The organism is Brachybacterium paraconglomeratum, from assembly GCF_039541415.1.
Classification (GTDB): Bacteria; Actinomycetota; Actinomycetes; order Actinomycetales; family Dermabacteraceae; genus Brachybacterium; species Brachybacterium paraconglomeratum_A.
Map to the genome: position 1 here is coordinate 537,466 of NZ_BAABGE010000004.1, position 20,024 is coordinate 557,489.

At 68.4% G+C, this 20,024-nt stretch carries 15 protein-coding genes; 7 read left to right on the forward strand and 8 right to left on the reverse strand.

Annotation, left to right across the window (positions count from 1 at the left end):
• Nucleotides 1–134: 134 nt before the first annotated feature.
• Both ABD893_RS07050 and ABD893_RS07055 read right to left on the reverse strand, forming a co-directional pair.
• Nucleotides 135–464: a hypothetical protein gene (locus ABD893_RS07050; protein WP_345077404.1), complete on the reverse strand. Its 330-nt coding sequence runs from the start codon at nucleotides 462–464 to the stop codon at nucleotides 135–137.
• A gap of 151 nt (nucleotides 465–615) precedes the next feature.
• Nucleotides 616–972 carry a hypothetical protein gene (locus tag ABD893_RS07055; protein WP_345077408.1) on the reverse strand — a complete coding sequence of 119 codons (357 nt, stop codon included), beginning with the start codon at nucleotides 970–972 and terminating at the stop codon, nucleotides 616–618.
• 211 nt (nucleotides 973–1,183) lie between these two features.
• Between ABD893_RS07055 and ABD893_RS07060 the strand changes: the two genes are divergently transcribed.
• From ABD893_RS07060 to ABD893_RS07070, 3 genes are all read left to right on the forward strand, one after another.
• Nucleotides 1,184–2,845 carry an ABC-F family ATP-binding cassette domain-containing protein gene (locus ABD893_RS07060; protein WP_345077411.1) on the forward strand — a complete coding sequence of 554 codons (1,662 nt, stop codon included), beginning with the start codon at nucleotides 1,184–1,186 and terminating at the stop codon, nucleotides 2,843–2,845.
• A gap of 230 nt (nucleotides 2,846–3,075) precedes the next feature.
• Nucleotides 3,076–4,092, forward strand: a complete 1,017-nt coding sequence (locus tag ABD893_RS07065) for a TAXI family TRAP transporter solute-binding subunit (RefSeq protein WP_345077414.1) — start codon at nucleotides 3,076–3,078, stop codon at nucleotides 4,090–4,092.
• A gap of 1 nt (nucleotide 4,093) precedes the next feature.
• Entirely contained in the window at nucleotides 4,094–6,097 is a 2,004-nt protein-coding gene (locus ABD893_RS07070) for a TRAP transporter permease (protein WP_345077417.1), read from the forward strand.
• A 175-nt stretch (nucleotides 6,098–6,272) separates the two neighbouring features.
• Here ABD893_RS07070 and ABD893_RS07075 read toward each other — a convergent pair whose 3' ends face one another.
• Nucleotides 6,273–6,767, reverse strand: coding sequence for a flavin reductase family protein (locus ABD893_RS07075; RefSeq protein ID WP_345077420.1), 495 nt, complete (start codon nucleotides 6,765–6,767; stop codon nucleotides 6,273–6,275).
• A 305-nt stretch (nucleotides 6,768–7,072) separates the two neighbouring features.
• Here ABD893_RS07075 and ABD893_RS07080 point away from each other — a divergent pair, with 305 nt between their 5' ends.
• From ABD893_RS07080 to ABD893_RS07095, 4 genes are all read left to right on the forward strand, one after another.
• Nucleotides 7,073–9,085, forward strand: a complete 2,013-nt coding sequence (locus ABD893_RS07080; protein ID WP_345077423.1) for a BCCT family transporter — start codon at nucleotides 7,073–7,075, stop codon at nucleotides 9,083–9,085.
• Nucleotides 9,082–10,671 carry a choline-sulfatase gene (gene betC / locus ABD893_RS07085; protein ID WP_345077427.1) on the forward strand — a complete coding sequence of 530 codons (1,590 nt, stop codon included), beginning with the start codon at nucleotides 9,082–9,084 and terminating at the stop codon, nucleotides 10,669–10,671. Before ABD893_RS07080 ends, betC begins: the two co-directional genes overlap by 4 nt.
• A 137-nt stretch (nucleotides 10,672–10,808) precedes the next feature.
• Nucleotides 10,809–11,723, forward strand: a complete 915-nt coding sequence (locus ABD893_RS07090; RefSeq protein WP_345077431.1) for an NADP-dependent oxidoreductase — start codon at nucleotides 10,809–10,811, stop codon at nucleotides 11,721–11,723.
• Nucleotides 11,710–12,546, forward strand: coding sequence for a class I SAM-dependent methyltransferase (locus ABD893_RS07095; protein WP_345077434.1), 837 nt, complete (start codon nucleotides 11,710–11,712; stop codon nucleotides 12,544–12,546). The genes ABD893_RS07090 and ABD893_RS07095 overlap by 14 nt, the downstream gene beginning before the upstream one ends.
• A 97-nt stretch (nucleotides 12,547–12,643) precedes the next feature.
• On the opposite strand, the gene ABD893_RS07100 is transcribed toward ABD893_RS07095, so the two are convergent.
• The 5 genes from ABD893_RS07100 to betT all read right to left on the reverse strand — a co-directional run bounded on the left by ABD893_RS07100 (nucleotide 12,644) and on the right by betT (nucleotide 19,871).
• A complete protein-coding gene (locus ABD893_RS07100) occupies nucleotides 12,644–13,444 on the reverse strand; it encodes a VOC family protein (protein WP_345077437.1) in 801 nt (266 codons plus the stop codon).
• Nucleotides 13,445–13,580: 136 nt separating this feature from the next.
• Nucleotides 13,581–14,327 (reverse strand): helix-turn-helix domain-containing protein, encoded by a 747-nt coding sequence (locus ABD893_RS07105; protein ID WP_345077440.1) that lies wholly within the window; start codon nucleotides 14,325–14,327, stop codon nucleotides 13,581–13,583.
• A 123-nt stretch (nucleotides 14,328–14,450) separates the two neighbouring features.
• Complete coding sequence (locus ABD893_RS07110) at nucleotides 14,451–16,043, reverse strand: GMC family oxidoreductase (protein ID WP_345077443.1); 1,593 nt, start codon at nucleotides 16,041–16,043, stop codon at nucleotides 14,451–14,453.
• 116 nt (nucleotides 16,044–16,159) lie between these two features.
• Nucleotides 16,160–17,644 (reverse strand): aldehyde dehydrogenase family protein, encoded by a 1,485-nt coding sequence (locus tag ABD893_RS07115; protein ID WP_345077446.1) that lies wholly within the window; start codon nucleotides 17,642–17,644, stop codon nucleotides 16,160–16,162.
• Nucleotides 17,637–19,871 carry a choline BCCT transporter BetT gene (gene betT, locus ABD893_RS07120; protein WP_345077449.1) on the reverse strand — a complete coding sequence of 745 codons (2,235 nt, stop codon included), beginning with the start codon at nucleotides 19,869–19,871 and terminating at the stop codon, nucleotides 17,637–17,639. Before betT ends, ABD893_RS07115 begins: the two co-directional genes overlap by 8 nt.
• Nucleotides 19,872–20,024: the final 153 nt, after the last annotated feature.

The following is a 20,024-nucleotide window of genomic DNA, read 5'->3' on the forward strand; positions in this document are numbered from 1 at the left end:
AGCACGGAGGCCAGAGAACTGTCGCATGCCGTCATATGGCGACTTCGGGGGTGACCTCGGGGCATCAACCTCCTCAGCATCACTGCAGGTCCCGTGGGCGGCGCAGGTCCTGCGCGGCGCTCACCTGAGCGTTGTCAGTCCTGCAGTGATCTGCCGTCACGACTGCCCCAGGAGTCCAGCACCTCGAGCACTCGGCTGACGAGCTCACCGAGCGAGCTCGGCTCATGGAGGGCAGGGGCATGCGGTGCGGGGATGCCGAGGACCCAGCCTGTGCTCGTCGGCTCGTCCGTCTTCGCGACCACCATGTCGGTCCCATCGGGCAAAGGGATTCGCAGCAGGGGCCGCTCCTCGTCGAGCACGAGCCTGCCGCCCAGTTCGGGACGGGCCGTGACGAGAACATCATGGATCCGTTCACGCTCAAGCCAGTCGCCGAAGGCGGCCGCCATGTCGCGGGTGAAAAGCATGCAGTTCCTTCCTCAGGGACGAGAGGTCACGGCTGCCGGGGCGGCGACCGCTGAAGAGTTGCCCGCCGATGCTGCGCAGGACACTCTCATCATGCGCAAGGAATCGGACATTTCGGGAAAGTGTCCATCTGATGTCATGGCATGAGACGGGTCACTCCGTCCGGAACGGCCAGCCCTGCGCGGTGGATTCCGCCCCGCCGGGTGCCAGCGCCGACGGGTCCAGCAGGTGAAGCACGAGTGCCACCACGTCGTTGAGTGAGTCGAACTCGTGGAGCATCGGTGCCGATCCGCCCGCGATGCCCACGACCCACGGGGCCCGCTCCGCGTCCGACATCCTCGCCACGACCGCCAGCCCTCCGTCCGGGCGGGGGATCCGCAGCAGGGGCCGCCGGGCGTCGGGCGTCAGGACGCCGTCGAGCTCGGGTCGAGCGGCAACCAGTGCGCGCCGGATCAGATCGAGCTCGAGCCAGTCACCGAAGGCGGCGGCCATGTCAGGGGTGAAGCGCATGAGGGGTCCTTCCGCAGAGGTGAGCTAGCGCCTGGACCGGGTGGGTCGGCGCGAGAAGTGATGTGCTGACTCCTGAGGAGCGAGACGCCTGTTGATAATGTGCCAAGTGGCTGACATTTGAACTACCTCGCCCCGGTAAGGGGAGTCACCCCGCGGTGCGCCACGCGGCGGGGAGGGCGCGAGCAGCGCCCTGCGGTGGGAGAATGCCTGGATGACCGCCACCCTTGTCACCCACGGCCTCGCCGGTGGATATGGCCACCGCGTCCTGTTCGAGGATCTCGACCTCACCGTCGGCCCCGGGGACGTGATCGGTGTGGTGGGTGCCAACGGCGCCGGCAAGTCCACCCTGCTGCGGCTGCTCGCCCGGGTCGATGCCCCGCACGCCGGGTCGCTCTCCCTCTCCCCGGCGGATGCCTTCGTGGGCTGGTTGCCGCAGGAGCATGAACGCCGAGAGCACGAGACCATCGCCGGATATATCGCGCGCCGAACCGGTTGCGCACAAGCCACCGCTGAGATGGATGCGGCGGCCATCGCGCTCGGGGAGGAGGCACCGCCAGGCGGCCCCGACCCGGCCGACGTCTACGCCGATGCGCTGGAGCGCTGGCTCGCCAGCGGCGCCGCAGATCTGGAGGAGCGGATCCCCGCGGTGCTCGCGGATCTCGGGCTGCCCTACGAGGCCCAGGGCGTGCAGCACACCGAGATGACCTCACTCTCCGGCGGTCAGGCCGCCCGGGTGGGACTGGCCGCGCTGCTGCTGAGCCGCTTCGACCTGGTGCTGCTGGACGAACCCACCAACGACCTCGACCTCGACGGGCTCCAGCGGCTCGAGACCTTCGTGCACGGACTGCGCGGGGGAGTGGTGCTGGTCAGCCACGACCGCGAGTTCCTTGCTCGCTGTGTCACCGAGGTGCTCGAGCTCGACCTCGCCCAGAACTCCCACCGCCTCTACGGCGGCGGCTACGACGCCTACCTCGAGGAGCGGGCCACGGTGCGCCGTCATGCCCGCGAGCAGTACGAGGATTTCGCCGCGACGAAGTCAGATCTCGTCTCCCGAGCCCGCACCCAGCGCGAATGGTCCAGCCAGGGCGTGCGCAACGCGATGAAGAAGTCCCCGGACAATGACAAGCTCCGCCGCCGCGCACAGTCCGAGTCCAGCGAGAAGCAGGCCCGCAAGGTGCGCCAGATGGAGAGCCGGATCGCGCGCCTGGATGAGGTGGAGGAGCCCCGCAAGGAATGGCAGCTGCAGTTCACGATCGGCGCCGCGCCGCGCTCGAGCAGCGTGGTCGCCACCCTCACCGGCGCTGTGGTGAAGCAGGGCGACTTCACCCTCGGGCCGATCTCGACCCAGGTCGGCGGCGGGGAGCGGATCGGGATCACCGGGCCCAACGGGGCCGGCAAATCGACCCTGCTGAGGGCGCTGCTGGGCAGGCGCGCGGTGGACGAGGGCTCGTCCTCGCTCGGCGCGAGCGTGCAGATCGGCGAGATCGACCAGGCCCGCTCACTGTTCGAGGGATCAGAGGCGCTCGCCGACGCGGTCCAGGCCCAGCTCCCTGAGCAGACTCCGGCCGACATCCGCACACTGCTGGCGAAGTTCGGGCTCCGCGCCGACCATGTGGGCCGCGCCGCCGTCGAGCTGTCACCGGGGGAGCGCACCCGCGCCGCGCTCGCCCTGCTGCAGGCTCGCGGCGTGAACCTGCTGGTGCTCGACGAACCCACCAACCACCTGGACCTCCCCGCCATCGAGCAGCTCGAACAGGCGCTGGAATCCTACGAGGGCACCCTGCTGCTGGTCACCCACGACCGGCGAATGCTCGAGACGGTCCGCACCGACCGCCGCTGGCACGTCGCGGGAGGTCAGCTCAGCGAGCTGTGAGGCTCCAGCTCTGTGCAGGGTCGGATGGCGGGTGAGGGCGACCCTCGGCTCGATGTCGCGGCGGAACTGGCCGTGACCGTTACTGCACCGTTGCCTGACGGCCGTCCACAACGAGTGGAAGACGGCCCCCGATGTGGTGGGATGGGCTCATCCCGCTCAGGCTCGGAGTTCGAGACCGATGCGGGCCCTTCTACACAACGGCACTCGCCCCTCGAGGAAGAGGAACTCCCATGAGAATCGGACGACGGACATTTGCGACGCTCGGCCCGCTGGCGGCCCTGGGCATCCTGGCCGCCTGCAGTGATGACAGCGGCGGAGGATCCGGCGGAGAGGGCGGGGGCGGTGGAGAAGGCGGAGGCGACGGCGATTTCGTCACCGACCTCACCTTCGGCACTGGCGGCACCGGCGGTGTCTACTACCCGCTCGGCGGCGAGTACGCCGCCATCTATGAGGCGAACATCGACGGCATCACCGTCACCTACACCGACTCCGGGGCCTCGGTGGAGAACATCGGCAAGATCTTCCAGGGCGAGTGGCAGCTGGGCATCGTCCAGTCGGACACTGCGAACACGGCAGTGGGCGGCACCGGCGAGTTCGAGGGCGCGCAGGTCGACAACATCGGATGGATCGCAGGTCTCTACCCGGAGGCCGCACATATCGTGACCCTCGCGGGAAGCGGCATCGAGACCGCCGCGGATCTCAAGGGCAAGCGGATCGCCGTGGGCGATGTCGGCTCCGGCACCCGTGCAGTCTCGGACGCGATCCTCGCCGCATATGACATCGCTGAGGGTGACTACGAGCCGTTCGAGCAGGACTTCTCCAGCTCGCTCGACCTCCTGCGGGACAACAACATCGACGCCTCGGTGTTCGTGGTCGGCACCCCCACCGGTGCGCTCGGTGACCTTGCCGCGACCAATGACGTCGTGCTGGTCGCCCTGGATCAGGACAAGGCCGAGCAGATCGCGGGCGAGAGCCTGTTCGATGTCTACACGATCGAGCCGGAGGCGTACGACTTCCTCGAGGAGCCGGTCATCACCCTGTCGGTCGCGGCGGCGCTGATCGCCTCCACCACTCAGGTCAGCCCCGAGCTGGGCTACGAGATCACGAAGGCCACCTTCGAGCATGCCGAGACCATCACGCTTGCGCAGGGTGGTCTGATCGGCCACGACTTCGCGCTCTCGGGCCAGGGCGACGTTCCGATGCACCCCGGTGCACAGAAGTACTACGAGGAAGAGGGGCTCCTCTGAGATGAGCGCCAAGGACCACGAGGACACTCCAGAGGTCTCAGCACTCGAGGTCGACGAGGCGACGCAGCACGAGGCCGAGGCACACGCCGCGGAGGTGCTGCGCGAGCATGACTCATCCAGCCGATTTCGCACGAACCTGGGGCTATGGGCATGGGTGGTGGGCGGCCTGTCGGTCGCCCTCACCATCTTCCACCTCTACACCGGCATCTTCGGATCACGCCCCTCCCTGATCCAGGGTGCGATCCACCTGGGCGGCGCGACCTCCATCATCTTCCTGCTGTACCCCGCAGGAAAACGGGTCGAACGGCGAGGGGGGAAAGCCGGCATTCCCTGGTGGGACGCCCTGCTGGCGCTGATCGCGCTCACGGTGAACCTCTACATCGTTTTCCGCTATTCCCATCTGACCAGCAACATCGTGCAGATCCTGGGCTTCGACACCATTGACTATGCGGTGGCGACGCTCGGCATCGCGCTCACTCTCGAGGCCACCAGGCGCTGCGTGGGCCTGCCGATCGTGATGATCGCCCTCGCCGCGATCGGATATTCCACGCTCATCGTCGGGCAGTCCTGGGACGACTACGCGGTGGGCACCTTCTTCACCTCCCGCGCCGGAATCTTCGGCACGCCGATCCAGGTCTCCTCCACCTTCATCTTCCTGTTCCTGCTGTTCGCGGTGGTCCTGATCCGCACCAACATTGGTGCGCTCTTCAACGACCTCGCCTTCCGGCTCACCGGGCGCTTCACCGGCGGGCCGGCGAAGGCCGCCGTGGCCGCCTCCGGACTGCAGGGCATGATCTCCGGCTCCTCGGTCGCGAACACCGTGGCCTCCGGCTCGTTCACGATCCCGCTGATGAAGAAAGCTGGATTCCGCCCGCACTTCGCCGGCGCCACCGAGGCCACCGCCTCCACCGGCGGGCAGATCATGCCGCCGATCATGGGTGCGGCCGCGTTCATCATGGCTGAGTACACGGGCATCCCCTATAACGAGATCATCATCATCGCGATCATCCCGGCGGCGCTCTACTTCCTGGGCGTCTTCGTATCGGTGCACTTCGAAGCGAAGCGCATGCGGATCGCGGGGATCCCCAAGTCGGAGCTGCCCGGTTGGAAGAGCATCCTGGCGCGGCTGGATCTGCTGCTGCCGCTGGTGATCATCGTGACCATGATGCTCTCGGGCTTCTCTCCGGCTCGTGCTGCGCTGTGGGGCGTGGCCGTCGCCATCGCACTGAGCTTCCTGCGCAAGTCCACCCGGCTCTCCTTCAAGGGCATCGTCCTGACCCTCGAGGCCGGCGCCCGTACCGCGCTCCCGGTGATCGCCGCCTGTGCGACCGCCGGCATCGTGGCGGGCACAGTCACCGGCACCGGGCTGGGCGGCCGGCTGGGCAACGCCGTCATCGACATCGCCCAGGGCAACTTCCTGCTGGTGCTGCTGATGACGATGATCGTCTGCCTGATCCTGGGCATGGGCCTGCCCACGACCGCGAACTATGTGGTCACCGCGACTGTCGCTGCACCGATCCTGATCAACAACTTCGAGGTCCCGGTGATCGCGGCCCACATGTTCGTGTTCTTCTTCGGGATTCTCGCGGACGTGACACCGCCGGTGTGCCTGGCGGCCTATGCCGGCTCTGGCATCGCCGGATCCAACCCGTTGAAGACCGGTGTCACGGCGTTGAGGCTCGCCATCGCCGGCTTCCTCATCCCCTTCGTGTTCGTGCTCGAGCCGTCGCTGCTGCTGGCCGGACCCGTCTCAGACCTGATCCCGGCTCTGGTGACCTTGATCCTGGGCATGGTGGCGATTGCGGCTGGCCTGGCGGGCTACCTGTTCGGTGACGCGACCACGGTGGAACGTGCGGTGCTGATACTCGGCGGCGTGCTGATGGTCTATCCCTCGATCCCCATCTCGGCGGTCGGCATGGTGCTGGTGGCGGCCGTCGTGGTCATCCAGCTGCTCCGTCGGCGCCGCGATCGAGACGATCGCGGGACCGCGGTCGCGACCGCCTGATAGACCTGTGCGCACGAAGCGGCCGCCGTCGATCCGTCGACGGCGGCCGCTCGGTACCGGGACCGGTGGCCATGTGCTGTGGTCCTGGGCTATGTGGTGCAGGGGCCGGTCCGGGCGTTGCCGGACTCGTGGTGACCGCCGCGGGTCTCACAGGAAGGCCGCGGGACTCACGAGGTCATCGCGCCTGGGGGCTCTGCACCAGGCCTTTGAACTCGCTGCGGTGGAAGACCACTGCCTCAGCCTCCGGTCGGCTGCCGATCGAGAGCACCTCCAGCAATACCAGATCATGGTCCCCTGCCCGCATCTGGTCGTAGACGCGGGTGGTCATCCAGGCCGGTGCGTCCTGCAGGGTCAGAGCGCCCTGCGCATCGACGTCGGTCTCGATGCCGTCGAAACGGCGTGCGCGATCCTTCGCCGCGAGCTGGCGCGCCAGCGGAGCCTGCCGCTGTCCCAGCACGGTCACCCCCAGCTGCCCGTGCTCGCGCAGCGTCGGCCAGGTCAGAGAGCTGTGCTGCACCGCCACGGACACCAGCGGCGGGTCCAGCGACACTCCGACGGTGAAGGTCGAGGCGACCAGGCCGTGGCGCACCCCGTCGATCTCGGCGGCCACCAGGACCATGCCCTGCGGGAAGTGGGAGTACGCCTCACGGAGCGCGATATCGGTCAGCATGGCTTTCACTGTAGGCCCGGTGCGGCGGGCGGGGCGTTGTCAGGCCTTCATCCGGGACGCAGGAGGTCACACGGCGTCATCTTCATGCCCGTCGGGCCTCCTCACGGCAGCGAGGTGTTCGAACACGCGGTCATCTGCGGGGCCTCCTGGCCGGCGCCGCTGGGTGCACTGTCCGCACCGGTGGGAACGCGCTGGGAGCGTCCTGACTACAGTGGGCTGACACCCCAGGGTCTTCATCAGTGTGCCCTGGCGAGGATCACCGGAGCGGCACCGCCCCCTCCCCGCCTGAATGGAGCAGCACGAAGATGAACGACGACGAACCCACGACACGGGGCAAGGGCGCCGGCTCTTCAGCGCGGACGACGCGCAGTCCCGGCGAACGCCTGCCCAACCTGGACTACGCACGGCCGGGGGCGTACCCCCACAACATCCACCCCGCGCTGGTTCCCGGCATCGCCATTGACGAGCAGCGGCGCCGGTACAGCGTGGACAAGCTCGTCTTCGCCGTCGCCGGTACCCTCGCAGTGGGCTTCGTGATCTGGGGCATCGTCAACACCGCGAGCGTCAGCGTGGTCGCCGGTGCGGCGTACAGCTGGACCATGAGTCACCTGGGCTGGCTGTTCAACGCGGTCGCGACCGTGGTCCTGGTCGCGCTGCTGGCCCTCGCCCTGAGCCGGTACGGCAAGATCCCGCTCGGCAAGGACGGCGAGCGGCCGGAGTTCTCCACCTTCTCCTGGGTCGCGATGCTCTTCGCCGCAGGACTCGGCATCGGCGTGATGTTCTGGGGCCCCTCCGAGCCGCTGACCTACTTCATCACCCCGCCGCCGCTGACCAACGAGGCGGAGTCCGTCGAGGCGATGCACGCGGCGCTCGCCCAGACCTACTACCACTGGGGTTTCCACGCCTGGGCGATGTACGCGCTGGTAGGGGGCGCTGTCGCCTATGCCGCCTACCGTCGCGGTCGGACACTGCTGCTGTCTTCGATCTTTGAGCGTCTTTTCGGGAAGAAGCGCACCGACGGCTGGGCGGGTCAGCTCGTCGACATCTTCGCGATCATCGCCACTCTCTTCGGCACCGCGGCCGCGCTCGGCATCGCGGCGTTGCAGATCGGCGAGGGCGTGGTGATCGTCTCGGGGGTCTCCGAGCTGACGAACACTGCGCTCGTGGCCGTGATCGCAGTGCTGTCGGTCGGCTTCGTGATCTCGGCGGTCTCCGGAGTGTCGCGCGGCATCCGCTATCTCTCCAACATCAACATCGTGCTCACGATCGGCTTCACCGGCATGATCTTCCTGCTGGGACCGACGCTGTTCCTGCTGAACCTGCTGCCCTCGGCCATGATGGAGTACATCGGGTCGATGTTCGAGATGATGGCCCGCTCCGCCTCCTGGGGCCAGGAGACCCTCGACTTCCAGTCGAGCTGGACCGTGTACTACTGGGCCTGGTGGATCTCCTGGTCGCCCTTCGTGGGCATATTCATCGCGCGCATCTCCCGGGGTCGCACGATCCGTCAGTTCGTGCTCGGCGTCATCCTCATCCCCTCGACGCTGCTGTTCGTGGCTTACGGGATCATGGGCGGGACCGCCATCTCGATGTACCGCGAAGGCGGATTGGGGGCCATCGAACAGGTCAATCCTGCCGAGGTGCTGTTCTCCATCGTCGAGAACCTGCCGCTGTCAGGGATCATGCCGGTGCTGATCATGTTCATCCTGGCGATCTTCTTCATCACCGCGGCGGATTCAGCCTCGGTGGTGATGGGCATCCTGACCACGCGCGGCAGTCAGAATCCGCCCAAGCCCATCGTGGTGTTCTGGGGCCTGGTGATGGCGGGGATCGCAGTGGTCATGCTGCTGCTCGGCGGCGACACCGCCCTGGAGGGGCTGCAGTCGCTCGTGATCATCACCGCCGTCCCGTTCGCCTTCGTGATGCTCCTGATCATCGTCGCCTGGTTCCGGGAGCTGCGCACCGACCCGCTCACCCTGCGCCAGCAGTACGCCGAGACGGTGGTCAGCAATGCGGTCGTGGACGGCGTCGACAAGTTCGACGACGACTTCCGCCTGCAGGTCGTCCGGGCTGAGCCGGGTGAGGGCGCCGGCGCGGATGTCGACTCGACGCATGCCGACTACACCGAGTGGTATCAGCGCACCGATGAGCACGGCGAGCCTGTCGGCTATGACTTCGAGACCGGGAAGTGGGCGGACGGCTGGGAGCCGGAGACCGACGACGACCCGTCCGGAGAAGATCCTGAGGGCCCCGCAGCAAGCAGCAGCACCGCTGATACCGGCCCTGACGGCACTGAGCCGAACGGAGCCCGACCATGAGGCCGAACATCGTGATCATCCAGGCCGACCAGATGGCGGCGCAGGCACTGGGTGCCTACGGGGACGAGGCCGCCCGGACCCCGCACATGGACGCCCTGGCGACCGACGGTGCAGTGTTCGACCGTGCCTACTGCACCACCCCGCTGTGCGCCCCGTCGAGAGCCTCGATGATGACCGGTCGCATGCCCTCGGATATCGCCTGCTATGACAACGGGGACGACTTCGCCGCGTCGATGCCGACGTTCGCCCACCACCTGCGCGCCGCCGGGTACCACACCGCGCTCGTCGGCCGCATGCACTTCATCGGCCCGGACCAGCACCATGGATTCGAGCAGCGACTGACCACCGACGTCTACCCGGCGGACATGGATATGGTCCCGGACTGGCGGCGGGACCCGGCCGACCGGCTCCAGTGGTACCACGACGCTGACACCGTCTACACGGCCGGGGTCTCCCAGGCGACGGTCCAGCAGGACTTCGACGACGAGGTGGGCTTCCGCACCCTCCGCCACCTCAACGACCGGGTGCGGGCGAACCGCGCCGCGGGGGAGGACCTCCCCTTCCTCATGGTCACCAGCTTCATCCACCCCCATGACCCGTATGAGCCGCCGCGCGAGCACTGGGACCGCTTCACCGGCGTCGAGATCCCGGCGCCGAAGCATCCCGAGGTGCCCGACGCCGCCCAGGACCCGCATACCCATCGGCTGCGGGCGATGAGCGGCTTCGACCAGCGCGAGACGAGCCCCGAGGAGGTACAGCGGGCACGGCGCTCCTATTACGCGGCCGTGAGCTACATCGACGACCACGTGGGCCGGATCCGGGAGCGGCTGGAGGTGCTGGGACTGCTGGAGAGCACGGTCATCGTGGTGACCAGCGACCACGGCGACATGCTGGGTGAGAAGGGCCTGTGGTACAAGATGTCGCCCTATGAGGAGTCGGCGCGCGTGCCGCTGATCGTCCACGGTCCCGAGCACCTGGTGCCTCGCGGGCGGTATGCGAACCCGGTCTCCCTGCTGGACCTGATGCCGACCCTGCTGGAGCTCGCGGAGGCTCCTGAGGAAGCCCGCGCACCATTCCTCGCGGGGGCGACCGACGGTGCTGGTGCTGCCGATTCCCGGCGTGGGCTCTCCCTGCTGGAATCCGCCCGCCGCGAGGTGAGCGGCGAGGCTGGTCCTGAGGACCGCGACATCGTCATCGAGTACCTCGCCGAGGGCACTCTGCGTCCCCAGGTGACCCTGGTGCGCGGACAGTTCAAGTACGTAGCCTGCCCCGGGGACCCCGACCAGCTGTTCGACCTGGCCACCGATCCTCATGAGCTGCACAACGTCGCCAGCGACCCCGCGTACGGTGAGCGCGTCCGCAGCCTGCGTGGAGCTCTTGCGGCGCGGTACGACTTCGCTGCGCTGGAGGAGGACATCATGGGCAGCCAGGCCCGGCGCCGCCTGGTGGCGGCGGCGCTCCTGCGGGGCACGGCACGCCCCTGGGACTTCGCCCCGGACGCCGAGCAGCGCTACGTGCGCGGTGACTTCTGGTCCGCCCTGGCCTTCGGGCAGATCCGGGACGAGGAGCCCGTCGGAGACCTCTGAGAGGAGGGCGACGGCGGCCCTCGCCGAGCGGGCAGCGAGGGGCCCGCACAGAAGATGACAGATCTCGCAACGCGCCGGCCCGCCCCCGCCGGGGGAATGCGGGCGCGGTCTGAGCTGTTGTCACTGCTATGCGAGCAATGATCTATACCGAGTACGGCGACCCCAGCACCCTTCAGCTGCAGGAGGTCGCGATGCCGATCCTCAGCCCCGGCGCGGTGCTGATCCGCATCGAGCGCGCTTCTGTGAACCCGGTGGACTGGAAGGTGATGTCCGGCGGTCTCGACGGGCTCATCGAGACCGTGTTCCCCGTGATCCCCGGCTGGGACGTGTCCGGCGTGGTCGAGGCCGTCGGCCCTGACACCCCGGAGTTCTCGCCGGGGGATCGCGTGGCCTCCTACGGCCGCACGGACCTCATCCACAACGGCACCTTCGCAGAGTTCGTGGCTCTGCCCGCCACCTCTGTGGCGGCGGTCCCCGAGGGCGTCGGGTTCGACGCCGCCGCAGGCCTCCCGCTGACCGGCCTGACGGCGCTGCGCAGCCTCGAGACCCTCGAGCTGAGTGCCGAGGACACCCTGCTGATCCACGCCGCCTCCGGCGGAGTCGGTTACCTCGCCGCGCAGCTGGCCCGCGAGCTCGGCGCGACCGTGATCGGCACCGCCTCGCCCAGCAACCACGCGAAGCTCGCGGCCATCGGTGTCATGCCGGTCGCCTACGGCGAGGGCCTGGTGGAGCGGGTCCGCGAGATCGCGCCCGACGGCGTGAGCGCGGTCGCGGACTTCGTGGGCGAGGTGCGCGAGGACACGCTCGCGCTGCTGGCCGACGGGGGCCGTCACGTCTCGATCGCTGATCCCTCGGTCGAGGAGGTCGGTGGGCGCTGGGTGTGGGTGCGACCGGACGGCGAACGCCTGGAGACCCTGCTGGAGAAGGTGGCGAGCGGCGCCCTGAAGGTCGAGATCGACCGCTCCTTCGCCCTCGCCGACGCCGCCGAGGCGTTCGAGGCCAGCAAGGCCGGCACCGCGAACGGGAAGCTGATCATCGATGTCACCCGCTGAGCCGCACGGTCATGGCGCCCATGGCCATGGCACGCATGGCATCGATCTGAGCCGGCTCCTCGAGCTCGACGGCATCGTGCATGCCGACCTGCTGGATTCCGCCATGTCTCAGATCGCTGCGCTCACCAGATCCTCCTCCGCGGTGCGCAGGGTGCTGGACATCGGGGCAGGAGCGGGCAACGGCACGCTCGCGCTGGCTCACTGCTTCTCCTCCGCCGAGGTGGTCGCGGTCGACATCGCCGACACGATGCTCGCGCGGGTGCGCGAAAGAGCTCAGGCCGCGGGTCTCGGAGAGCGCGTCACCACGCTGCGCGGAGATGTCTGCGCTGCGTCCACCGAGCTGGTCGGCTCGGATCTGGTGTGGGCCTCGGCCTCCCTCCATGAGGTCTCGGATCCCGCAGGAGCCTTCCGGAAGCTGTACGACTCGCTGCGCCCCGGGGGCCTGCTCGCGATCCTGGAGATGGATGCCCCCTCCCGCGTGCTCCCGGCAGAGGATGCGGACTGGGAGGAACGGCTGCGGGCAGCAGGCGGTGGCAGCCCCGCCGATCACCCGGACTGGACCGAGCAGATCGCGGCCGCGGGCTTCACCTCGATGCGCACCACGCAGCTCGTCCAGGACCAGATGATGGCGGCCGACGGGCCGGCGGGAGAATACGCCGCCCTGGAGCTCCGCCGGGTGGCCCATGGGCTCCGAGGAGATCTCGGCGACCAGGACCGCCGCGTGCTCGATGCCCTGATCGGTGAGGGGCCCGGCAGCGTGCACGGCCTCGGTGAGCTGTGGATCCGCGGCACTCGGACGCTCTGGACCGCACGTCGTCCGTGACTCCGTACGAGCGGCCCCCAACGTTCACACCGAGCATCCCGTCCTCAGGGGAGTTCGGCGAGGTGCGCTCCTCAGCTGAGCCCTGCGAGGAGCGTCATCACCCCTCCGCCACCGCCTCGCCCATCGCGCTGATCTGGAAGGTCGCGCCCTCGGGATCCGCGATCGTGGCGATTCGGCCGAAGGGGGAGTCGACCGGTCCGTCGAGGATCTTTCCGCCGAGCTCGACGATCCTCGCGAGCGCCTGCTCGCTGGAGTCGACGCCGAAGTAGATCCGCCAACCGGCGGCCTCCACGGGCATCACCCCGGTCGCATCACCGAGGCCCCAGCTGGCGCTCTCACCGGGGCCGTTGGTGGCGTAGCGGAAGGAGTCGTCCTCCATCTGCTCGCTCATCGCCTCCAGCTGGGCGTCGAACACCGCGGTGTAGAACGCGGAGGCGTCGTCATAGCGGTGGGTCATCAGCTCGAACCAGACCGGGGAGCCGGGATTGCCGGTGAACTCGTAGCCCTCGAACTCCTTGGCCTGCCACATCCCGATGGTGGCTCCGGTGGGGTCCTGCAGCATGACGTTGCGGCCATCGGTACCGACGTCCATGATCGGAGAGAGTGCGGAGGCACCGTTCTCCAGCGCTGTGGCGAGGCGGGCGTCGGCATCGTCGACGGTGAGGAAGACGTCCCAGCCGGTGGGCAGCGCCGACCCGTCGGGCCCCGTCATCCCCGTGACCGACATGGCGCCGCCCACGGGAGCGCCGTCGCTGTTGGAGATGATCGAATAGTTCCCGAACTCCTCACCGAGATCGCGGAACGTCCAGCCGAAGAGGCCTGAGTAGAACGCCTTGGCGGCGTCGAGATCCTGGACGGAGAGGTCGGTCCAGGTGCTGGTTCCAGTCGTCCTGCTCATGATTCCTCCTGGGTTGAGCGGCGAGGGTGCCGCGTCGTGCCATCATCCTCCTGCCCGCGGGACGCGAGGAAGTGTCCGATCCTGCGCACTTCGAGGGGGTGGCGGGAGGTGCTGGGCCTGAGCACGGCGTGCATGCTCAGCTCCGGCAGAGGCTCGGGAGCGCCGAGAGCAGCGGAGGCCGACCCGACGCCGCCTGCGCGCTGAAGCGCAGGGTGACCTCGCCGCCGTCCCTCAGCGGCGCCGGATGCACTGCGACCAGCGGAGACTCCGGCACCAGCATGTCCAGCGGGTCCGCCTGGGCGGGCACAGCGAAACCCAGCAGGAACGGTGCGCCGTCGCACAGCGGCAGGTCCAGGTGGGGGACGCCGCTGACCAGGACGCCTGAGCGGGGCAGCCCGATCGGCGCAGGATATGGGTACCAGCCCACCCACACCGAGGGGTCGCCGCGCGCATCCGACCCGGGAGGGAGCTCGAGATGCACGCGGAGAGAGGAGGGGTGGGGGCGCAGCAGCGTGAAGGGCCGGGGCGGGCGACTGCTGAGGTGTTCGGCCAGTCGCCGCAGCTGCCCCGGAGCCACTCCGACGGTCGCGTGGAAGCGCCGGCTGAAGCTGGAGAGGGACTCGAAACCGACCGCGGTGGCCACATCGATGATCGGCTCGTCGCCCGTGAGGAGCAGTCGCTTCGCCTCATCGATGCGCAGTGCGGTGAGGTACTGGCCGGGGCCGATGCCCACGTGGGAGCTGAAGATGCGGGAGAAGTGGAAGGGGCTGTACCCGGCGTGCTCGGCGAGATCGGCGACAGTGAGCGTCGCCGTCTGTGTGCGGGCGAGGTCGACCACGGAGGCGAGGGTGCCTTCCGTGAGCGACTGCGTGAGCGGGGTCACGTCAGCGAGTCTACGAACTCTCCGCCGCAGCACAAGAGCAACGCAGCACAAGAGCGACGGGCGGTCCCGCATTTCCATGCGGGACCGCCCGTCGGCCCAGACACCCCGAAGAGGGGCGGGAGATCAGGCGGTCTGGTCGCCCCGGATCAGCTCCGCGGCCCGCTCACCGATCAGCATCGTGGTGATGTTGGGGTTCACCGCGACCAGCTGCGGCATCACCGAGCCGTCGACGACGCGCAGGCCCTTGACACCCTTGACCCGCAGCTGCGGATCCAGCGGCGACATGTCATCGTCGACCGCGCCCATGCGGCACGAGCCGGCGGGGTGGTAGACGGTGTTGTGGGTCTTGGAGACGTAGTCGGCGATCTCCTCGTCGGTCTGCACGGCCTCGCCGGGGAACAGCTCCCGGCCGCGGAAGGCATCCATCCCGGGCTGGGAGATGATCTCCCGGGCCTTGCGGATCCCGGCGACGGCGACGCGCATGTCGTGGCCCTCCTCATCGGTGAAGTAGCGCGGATCGACCTTCGGCTTGTCGCGGTAGTCGATCGAGCGCAGCCGCACCGTGCCGCGCGAGCGGGCGTGGGTGACGTTCGGGGTGAGCGCGAAGGATTCCGGTGAGGTGGGGTAGCCCTGGCGGCGGGTGTGCATGTCGAAGGGCACCGAACCGTAGTGCATCATCAGATCCGGCAGCTCCAGACCCTCCTGGGTGGGGGCGAAGATCCCGATCTCCCACCACTGCGTGGACTCGCGGGTCATCTTCTGTGTGGACTCCCAGGAGATGACCGCTTCGGGGTGGTCCTGCAGGTTCGAGCCGACGCCGGGGGAGTCCACCCGCACCTCGATGCCCACCTCGCGCAGGTGATCGGCCGGACCGATGCCGGAGAGCATCAGCAGCTTGGGCGAGTCGATCGCCCCGGCGGAGAGGATCACCTCACGGCGAGCGTGCATGAGCGAGGAGCGGTCGAAGGCGTTGTCGATGTACTCCACGCCCGTGGCCCGCTGCTCCTCGTCGAAGAGCACCCGCATCACCTGCAGGCCGGTCAGGACGTGCAGATTCTCCCGCTCCAGGTGCGGATGCAGGTAGGACACGGAGGACGACGCCCGGGTGCCGTCGGCCTGGCGGTTCACCTGGAACCAGTTCGCACCGTTCACCACGGTCTCGAAGTCGTTGAACCGGGCCGTGGGGATGCCGGCCTGCTCGCAGGCCTCCAGGATCGCGACGCCGACGGGATCCTCGGGTGGAACATCCATGAGGTGGACGGGGCCGTCGGTGCCGTGGCCCTCACCGGTGCGGTCCATGTTCGTCTCCAGGCGGGCGATCAGCGGCATGATCGTCTCGGCGTTCCAGCCCTCGGCGCCGAGCTGCTCCCACAGGTCCATGTCCTCCGCCGGCGGGTGGAAGGCGATGCAGGAGTTGTGGGAGGAGCAGCCGCCCAGCACCTTCGCCCGCGCATGGCGCATGAAGGAGTTGCCCTTCTCCTGCGGCTCGATCGGGTAGTCCCAGTCCAGCCCGCCCTCGAGCAGCTCGGGCCAGCGCTTCAGCTGCAGCACCTCCTGATGCTCGAGGTCGGAGGGGCCGGCCTCGAGCAGGGCGACGTCGATGCTCGGGTCCTCGCTGAGGCGGGACGCCAGCGCTGCACCGGCGGAGCCGCCGCCGACGATGATGTAGTCGAACTCGGCGAGGGGATTCTCGGACGTGAGGTCTGGTGCGGACATGTCTGCTGCTTCCTGTCGAGGGAGGGTGGGAGAGAGCGGGCCGCCCGCCGGTGCGGTGCACGACGGAGCGGTGCCCGGCGGTGCGGTGCTCAGCGGCGCGGCCCGGAACGCGGGGCTCAGCCCTTGCGCGGGAACCAGCCGGTCACGGCCGGTTCGGTGTTCTCGTAGATGTGCTTGGACTCGGTGTACTCCTCGAGGCCGGTGGGGCCCAGCTCGCGACCCACCCCCGACATCTTGAAGCCGCCCCACTCCGCCTGCGGGAGGTAGGGGTGGAAGTCGTTGATCCAGATGGTGCCGTGGCGCAGCCGCCGCGAGACCCGGTTCGCGGTCCCGGAGTTCGAGGTCCACACCGCACCGGCGAGGCCGTACTCGGTGTGGTTAGCGATGGCGATCGCCTCCTCCTCGGTGGAGAAGGTCTCCACCGTGATCACCGGGCCGAAGCCCTCCTCGATCACTGCGGGGTTCTCCGCGGTGCACTGGTCCAGCACGGTCGGGGCATAGAAGTAACCCTGCTCGTGCTCGGGCCCGCCCCAGTGATTCCCGGTGCGCAATCGTGCCCCGGCCTCGATGCCGCGCTTCACGTAGTCGGTGACCTTGTCGCGGTGCTCCTTCGAGATCAGCGGGCCGGTCTCGGCCTTCGGATCCAGCGGGCCACCCATCACGATCCCTTCAGCGCGGGCGACGAGATCGTCGACGAACTGCTCGGCGATGGTGTCCTGCAGGATCAGGCGCGTGCCCGCGGAGCAGAGCAGGCCCGAGTCCATGAACGCGGCGTTCAGCGCATTGTCGAGCGCCGCCTCGTAGTCGGCGTCGGCGAAGATCACGTTGGGGTTCTTCCCGCCGAGCTCGAGGGCCACCTTCTTGATGCCCTGCGCCGCAGAAGCGGCGATCTTCCGGCCGGTGACGAGGCCACCGGTGAAGGAGACCAGATCGATCTCCGGATGCGCGGACAGCGGCGCGCCGACCACGCCGCCGTCACCCAGCACCAGGTTCGCCACGCCTGCGGGCAGACCGAGCTTGTCGAGCACGTCCACGATCAGGATCGTGGTGTGGGGGGTGAGCTCGGCGGGCTTGATGACGAAGGAGTTCCCGGCCGCGAGGGCCGGGGCGATCTTCCATGCGGCCTGCAGCAGGGGGAAGTTCCAGGGCGTGATCATGCCGCACACACCGATCGGCTCGTGCACCACGCGGGAGATCACGGTGTCGTCACCGGCGTCGACCAGGCGGCCGGGGTTCTGGCCCGCGACCTTCCCGAAGTACCGGAAGCAGGCCGTGATGTCATCGATATCGCCCTCGGCCTCGACCAGGCGCTTGCCGGTGTCGAGCGCCTCGGCGCGGGCGAACTCCGCCTTGCGCACCTGCAGCTGGTCAGCGACCTGCAGCAGGAAGTCGCCGCGTTCGGAGGCGGACTTGTCGGCCCACACCCGGGACTCGAAGGCGCGGCGGGCGGCGAGGATCGCCCTTTCGACGTCCTCCCCGGTGGCTTCGGAGACGATGCCGACCTCGGACTGGTCCGCGGGGCAGATGACGGTGCGGGTCTCGCCGGAGGACGAGGGGACCCAGGCTCCGTCGATGAACAGGGTGGCAGCGGTGTCAGTCATGTCGCTCCTTCGAGTCGGGGGAGGTGGAGGTGTCGTGGTCCTCGGTGGCATCGACCTGGTCGGTGTCGGCCCAGGTGTCCGGCGCCGTGACGGGGATCGTGCCCGTCGCGGTGCCGAGCTCGGTGCTCATCGTCAGATACATGATGTGTGCGTCGTAGGAGTCCAGCACATCGGCGATGACCTGGTCCTTCGAATAGCCCATGATGTCGCGTCCGCGGGAGCCGAGGGTCGAGAAGATCTCCACCCGATAGTAGGTATCGCGCACGGCTGCGAGGTTGGCCGCGAAGCTGGGCGTCGAGAAGGCGACCGGGTAGGTCTGGTACTTGAAGTCCTCGGCCTCGGGGAAGGAGACCACGAGATCCACGAAAGGGATCTCGCTGTCCGGGTGCGCACCGCGATGGCAGGCGACGTCGGCGCCGAGCTTCTTCAGCTCCGCGGCGACCTCCTCGACCGCAGGCGTGGCGACGGTATCGATGAAGGTGGTCGCCTGCTCGGCCGAGGCATAGGACATGCGGTGCTGGAGGCGCTGGCGCCACGATCCGCGCTCGCCGCCCTCGGCCTCGCGCACCCGGCTGGTCAGCAGCGCGGGAAGCGTCGCCTGGCGGGAGACGAGGTTCATGTGCTCGGTGCGCAGCACCTTCCACAGGCTGTACATCACCAGGTAGATCATCACCGACAGCGGCAGGCCCACGATCACGGTCGCTGCCTGCAGCGTGTAGACCCCGTCGATGAACAGCATCACCAGGGTCAGGGCGCCGGTGATGACGGCCCACACGATGCGCAGCCAGGGCGGGCCGTCGGAGTCGGTGGTGGTGGCCTTGGAGGTCATGTTCGCCATCACCAGCGAGCCGGAATCCGCAGAGGTGGTGTAGAAGAACAGGCCGGTCAGCAGGGCCAGCGAGACCGTGAAGAGCTCGCCGGGGTACTGCCCGAGCAGGTTGAAGAATCCGGACTCGGGCTGGTTGATGGTGAGGTCGAGGAACTCCGCGTCTCCGAAGAAGCTCATCGCCGCGTTCCCGAAGATGGAGACCCATAGCAGGATGAAGGCGAAGGGGATCAGCAGCACGCCGATGACGAACTGGCGCAGGGTGCGTCCCCGGGAGATGCGGGCCAGGAACAGGCTCACGAAGGGGGCCCAGGCGATCCACCAGGCCCAGAAGAACAGGGTCCAGTCGGCCATCCACTGGTCCGCGGGGTAATCCGCCGCACCCTCGTTGTAGGCGAAGGTGTTCATCAGCATGGAGGGGAACCGCGAGAAGAAGTCGCCGATGTTCTGGACCAGGGCGTTGAGCAGCTGCGGAGTGTTCCCGGAGAACAGCACCCACAGCATCAGCACGAGAGCGAGCAGCACGTTGAGCTCGGAGAGGCGGCGGATGCCCTTGTCCACGCCGGAGACGGTGGACAGCACGGTGATGAACACGGCCAGCGCCATCAGGGCGATCTGCACCGCGAGGGAGTTCGGGATGCCGAACAGTGCGGAGAGACCGAAGTTCAGGAAGACCACGCCGATGCCGAGGGACACCGAGATGCCGAAGATGGTGCCGATGGTCGCGCCGATCTCGGCGACGTGGCCCACGGCGCCGTGGATCCGCTTGCCGAAGATCGGTGCCAGTGCGGAGCGGATCGACAGCGGCAGGTGGTAGCGATAGGCGAACAGACCGAAGGCCATTCCCATCAGGGCGTACATCGCCCAGCCCGGGATCCCGTAGTGGAAGATCGTCCAGACCGTCGCCATCCGGGCGGCCTCCTCGGACCCGGCCGCGACATCCGGCGGGGTCAGGAAGTTCGTGGCGGGGCCGGAGATCCCGAAGAACATCAGGTCCACCCCGATGCCTGCTGCGAACAGCATGGCCGCCCAGGTGAACAGGTTGTACTTCGGCACCGAGTGGTCCGGGCCCATCTTCGTGCCGCCGACCTTGGAGAACGCGACGATCAGTACGAACACGACCACGAGGGCGGCGGTGAGGACGTAGTACCAGCCGAAGTTCGTCGCCACCCACGCCATCGAGCCGAAGATGACGGTCTCCGCCGTGCCTGGCCAGATCGCGGCGAACAGCACGAAGGCGACGATGATCGCCGAGGTGCCGATGAACACGGGCCAGTTGACCGCGGAATGGCGGCGGGTGCTCGTGCCGCCGTGACCGGGGCCAGGCTCACCCGTCCCTGCGCCGGGATCCCTCCCGCGGTCGGGGGAATCTACGGGACGAGGAGCGGTGGCCTCAGCCATCACGGTCCTTTCGGTCGGGGAGAGGGCCGGGCACCGCCCTCGGACTCGAGGTGATGCGCCTGGCAGCGAGATGCGTATCAGCGATCAGCGGGCAGTGCCCGGACCGCGGACGATCTTCGACCATATTGTCGAACAGTCCGCATATCCAGCAGG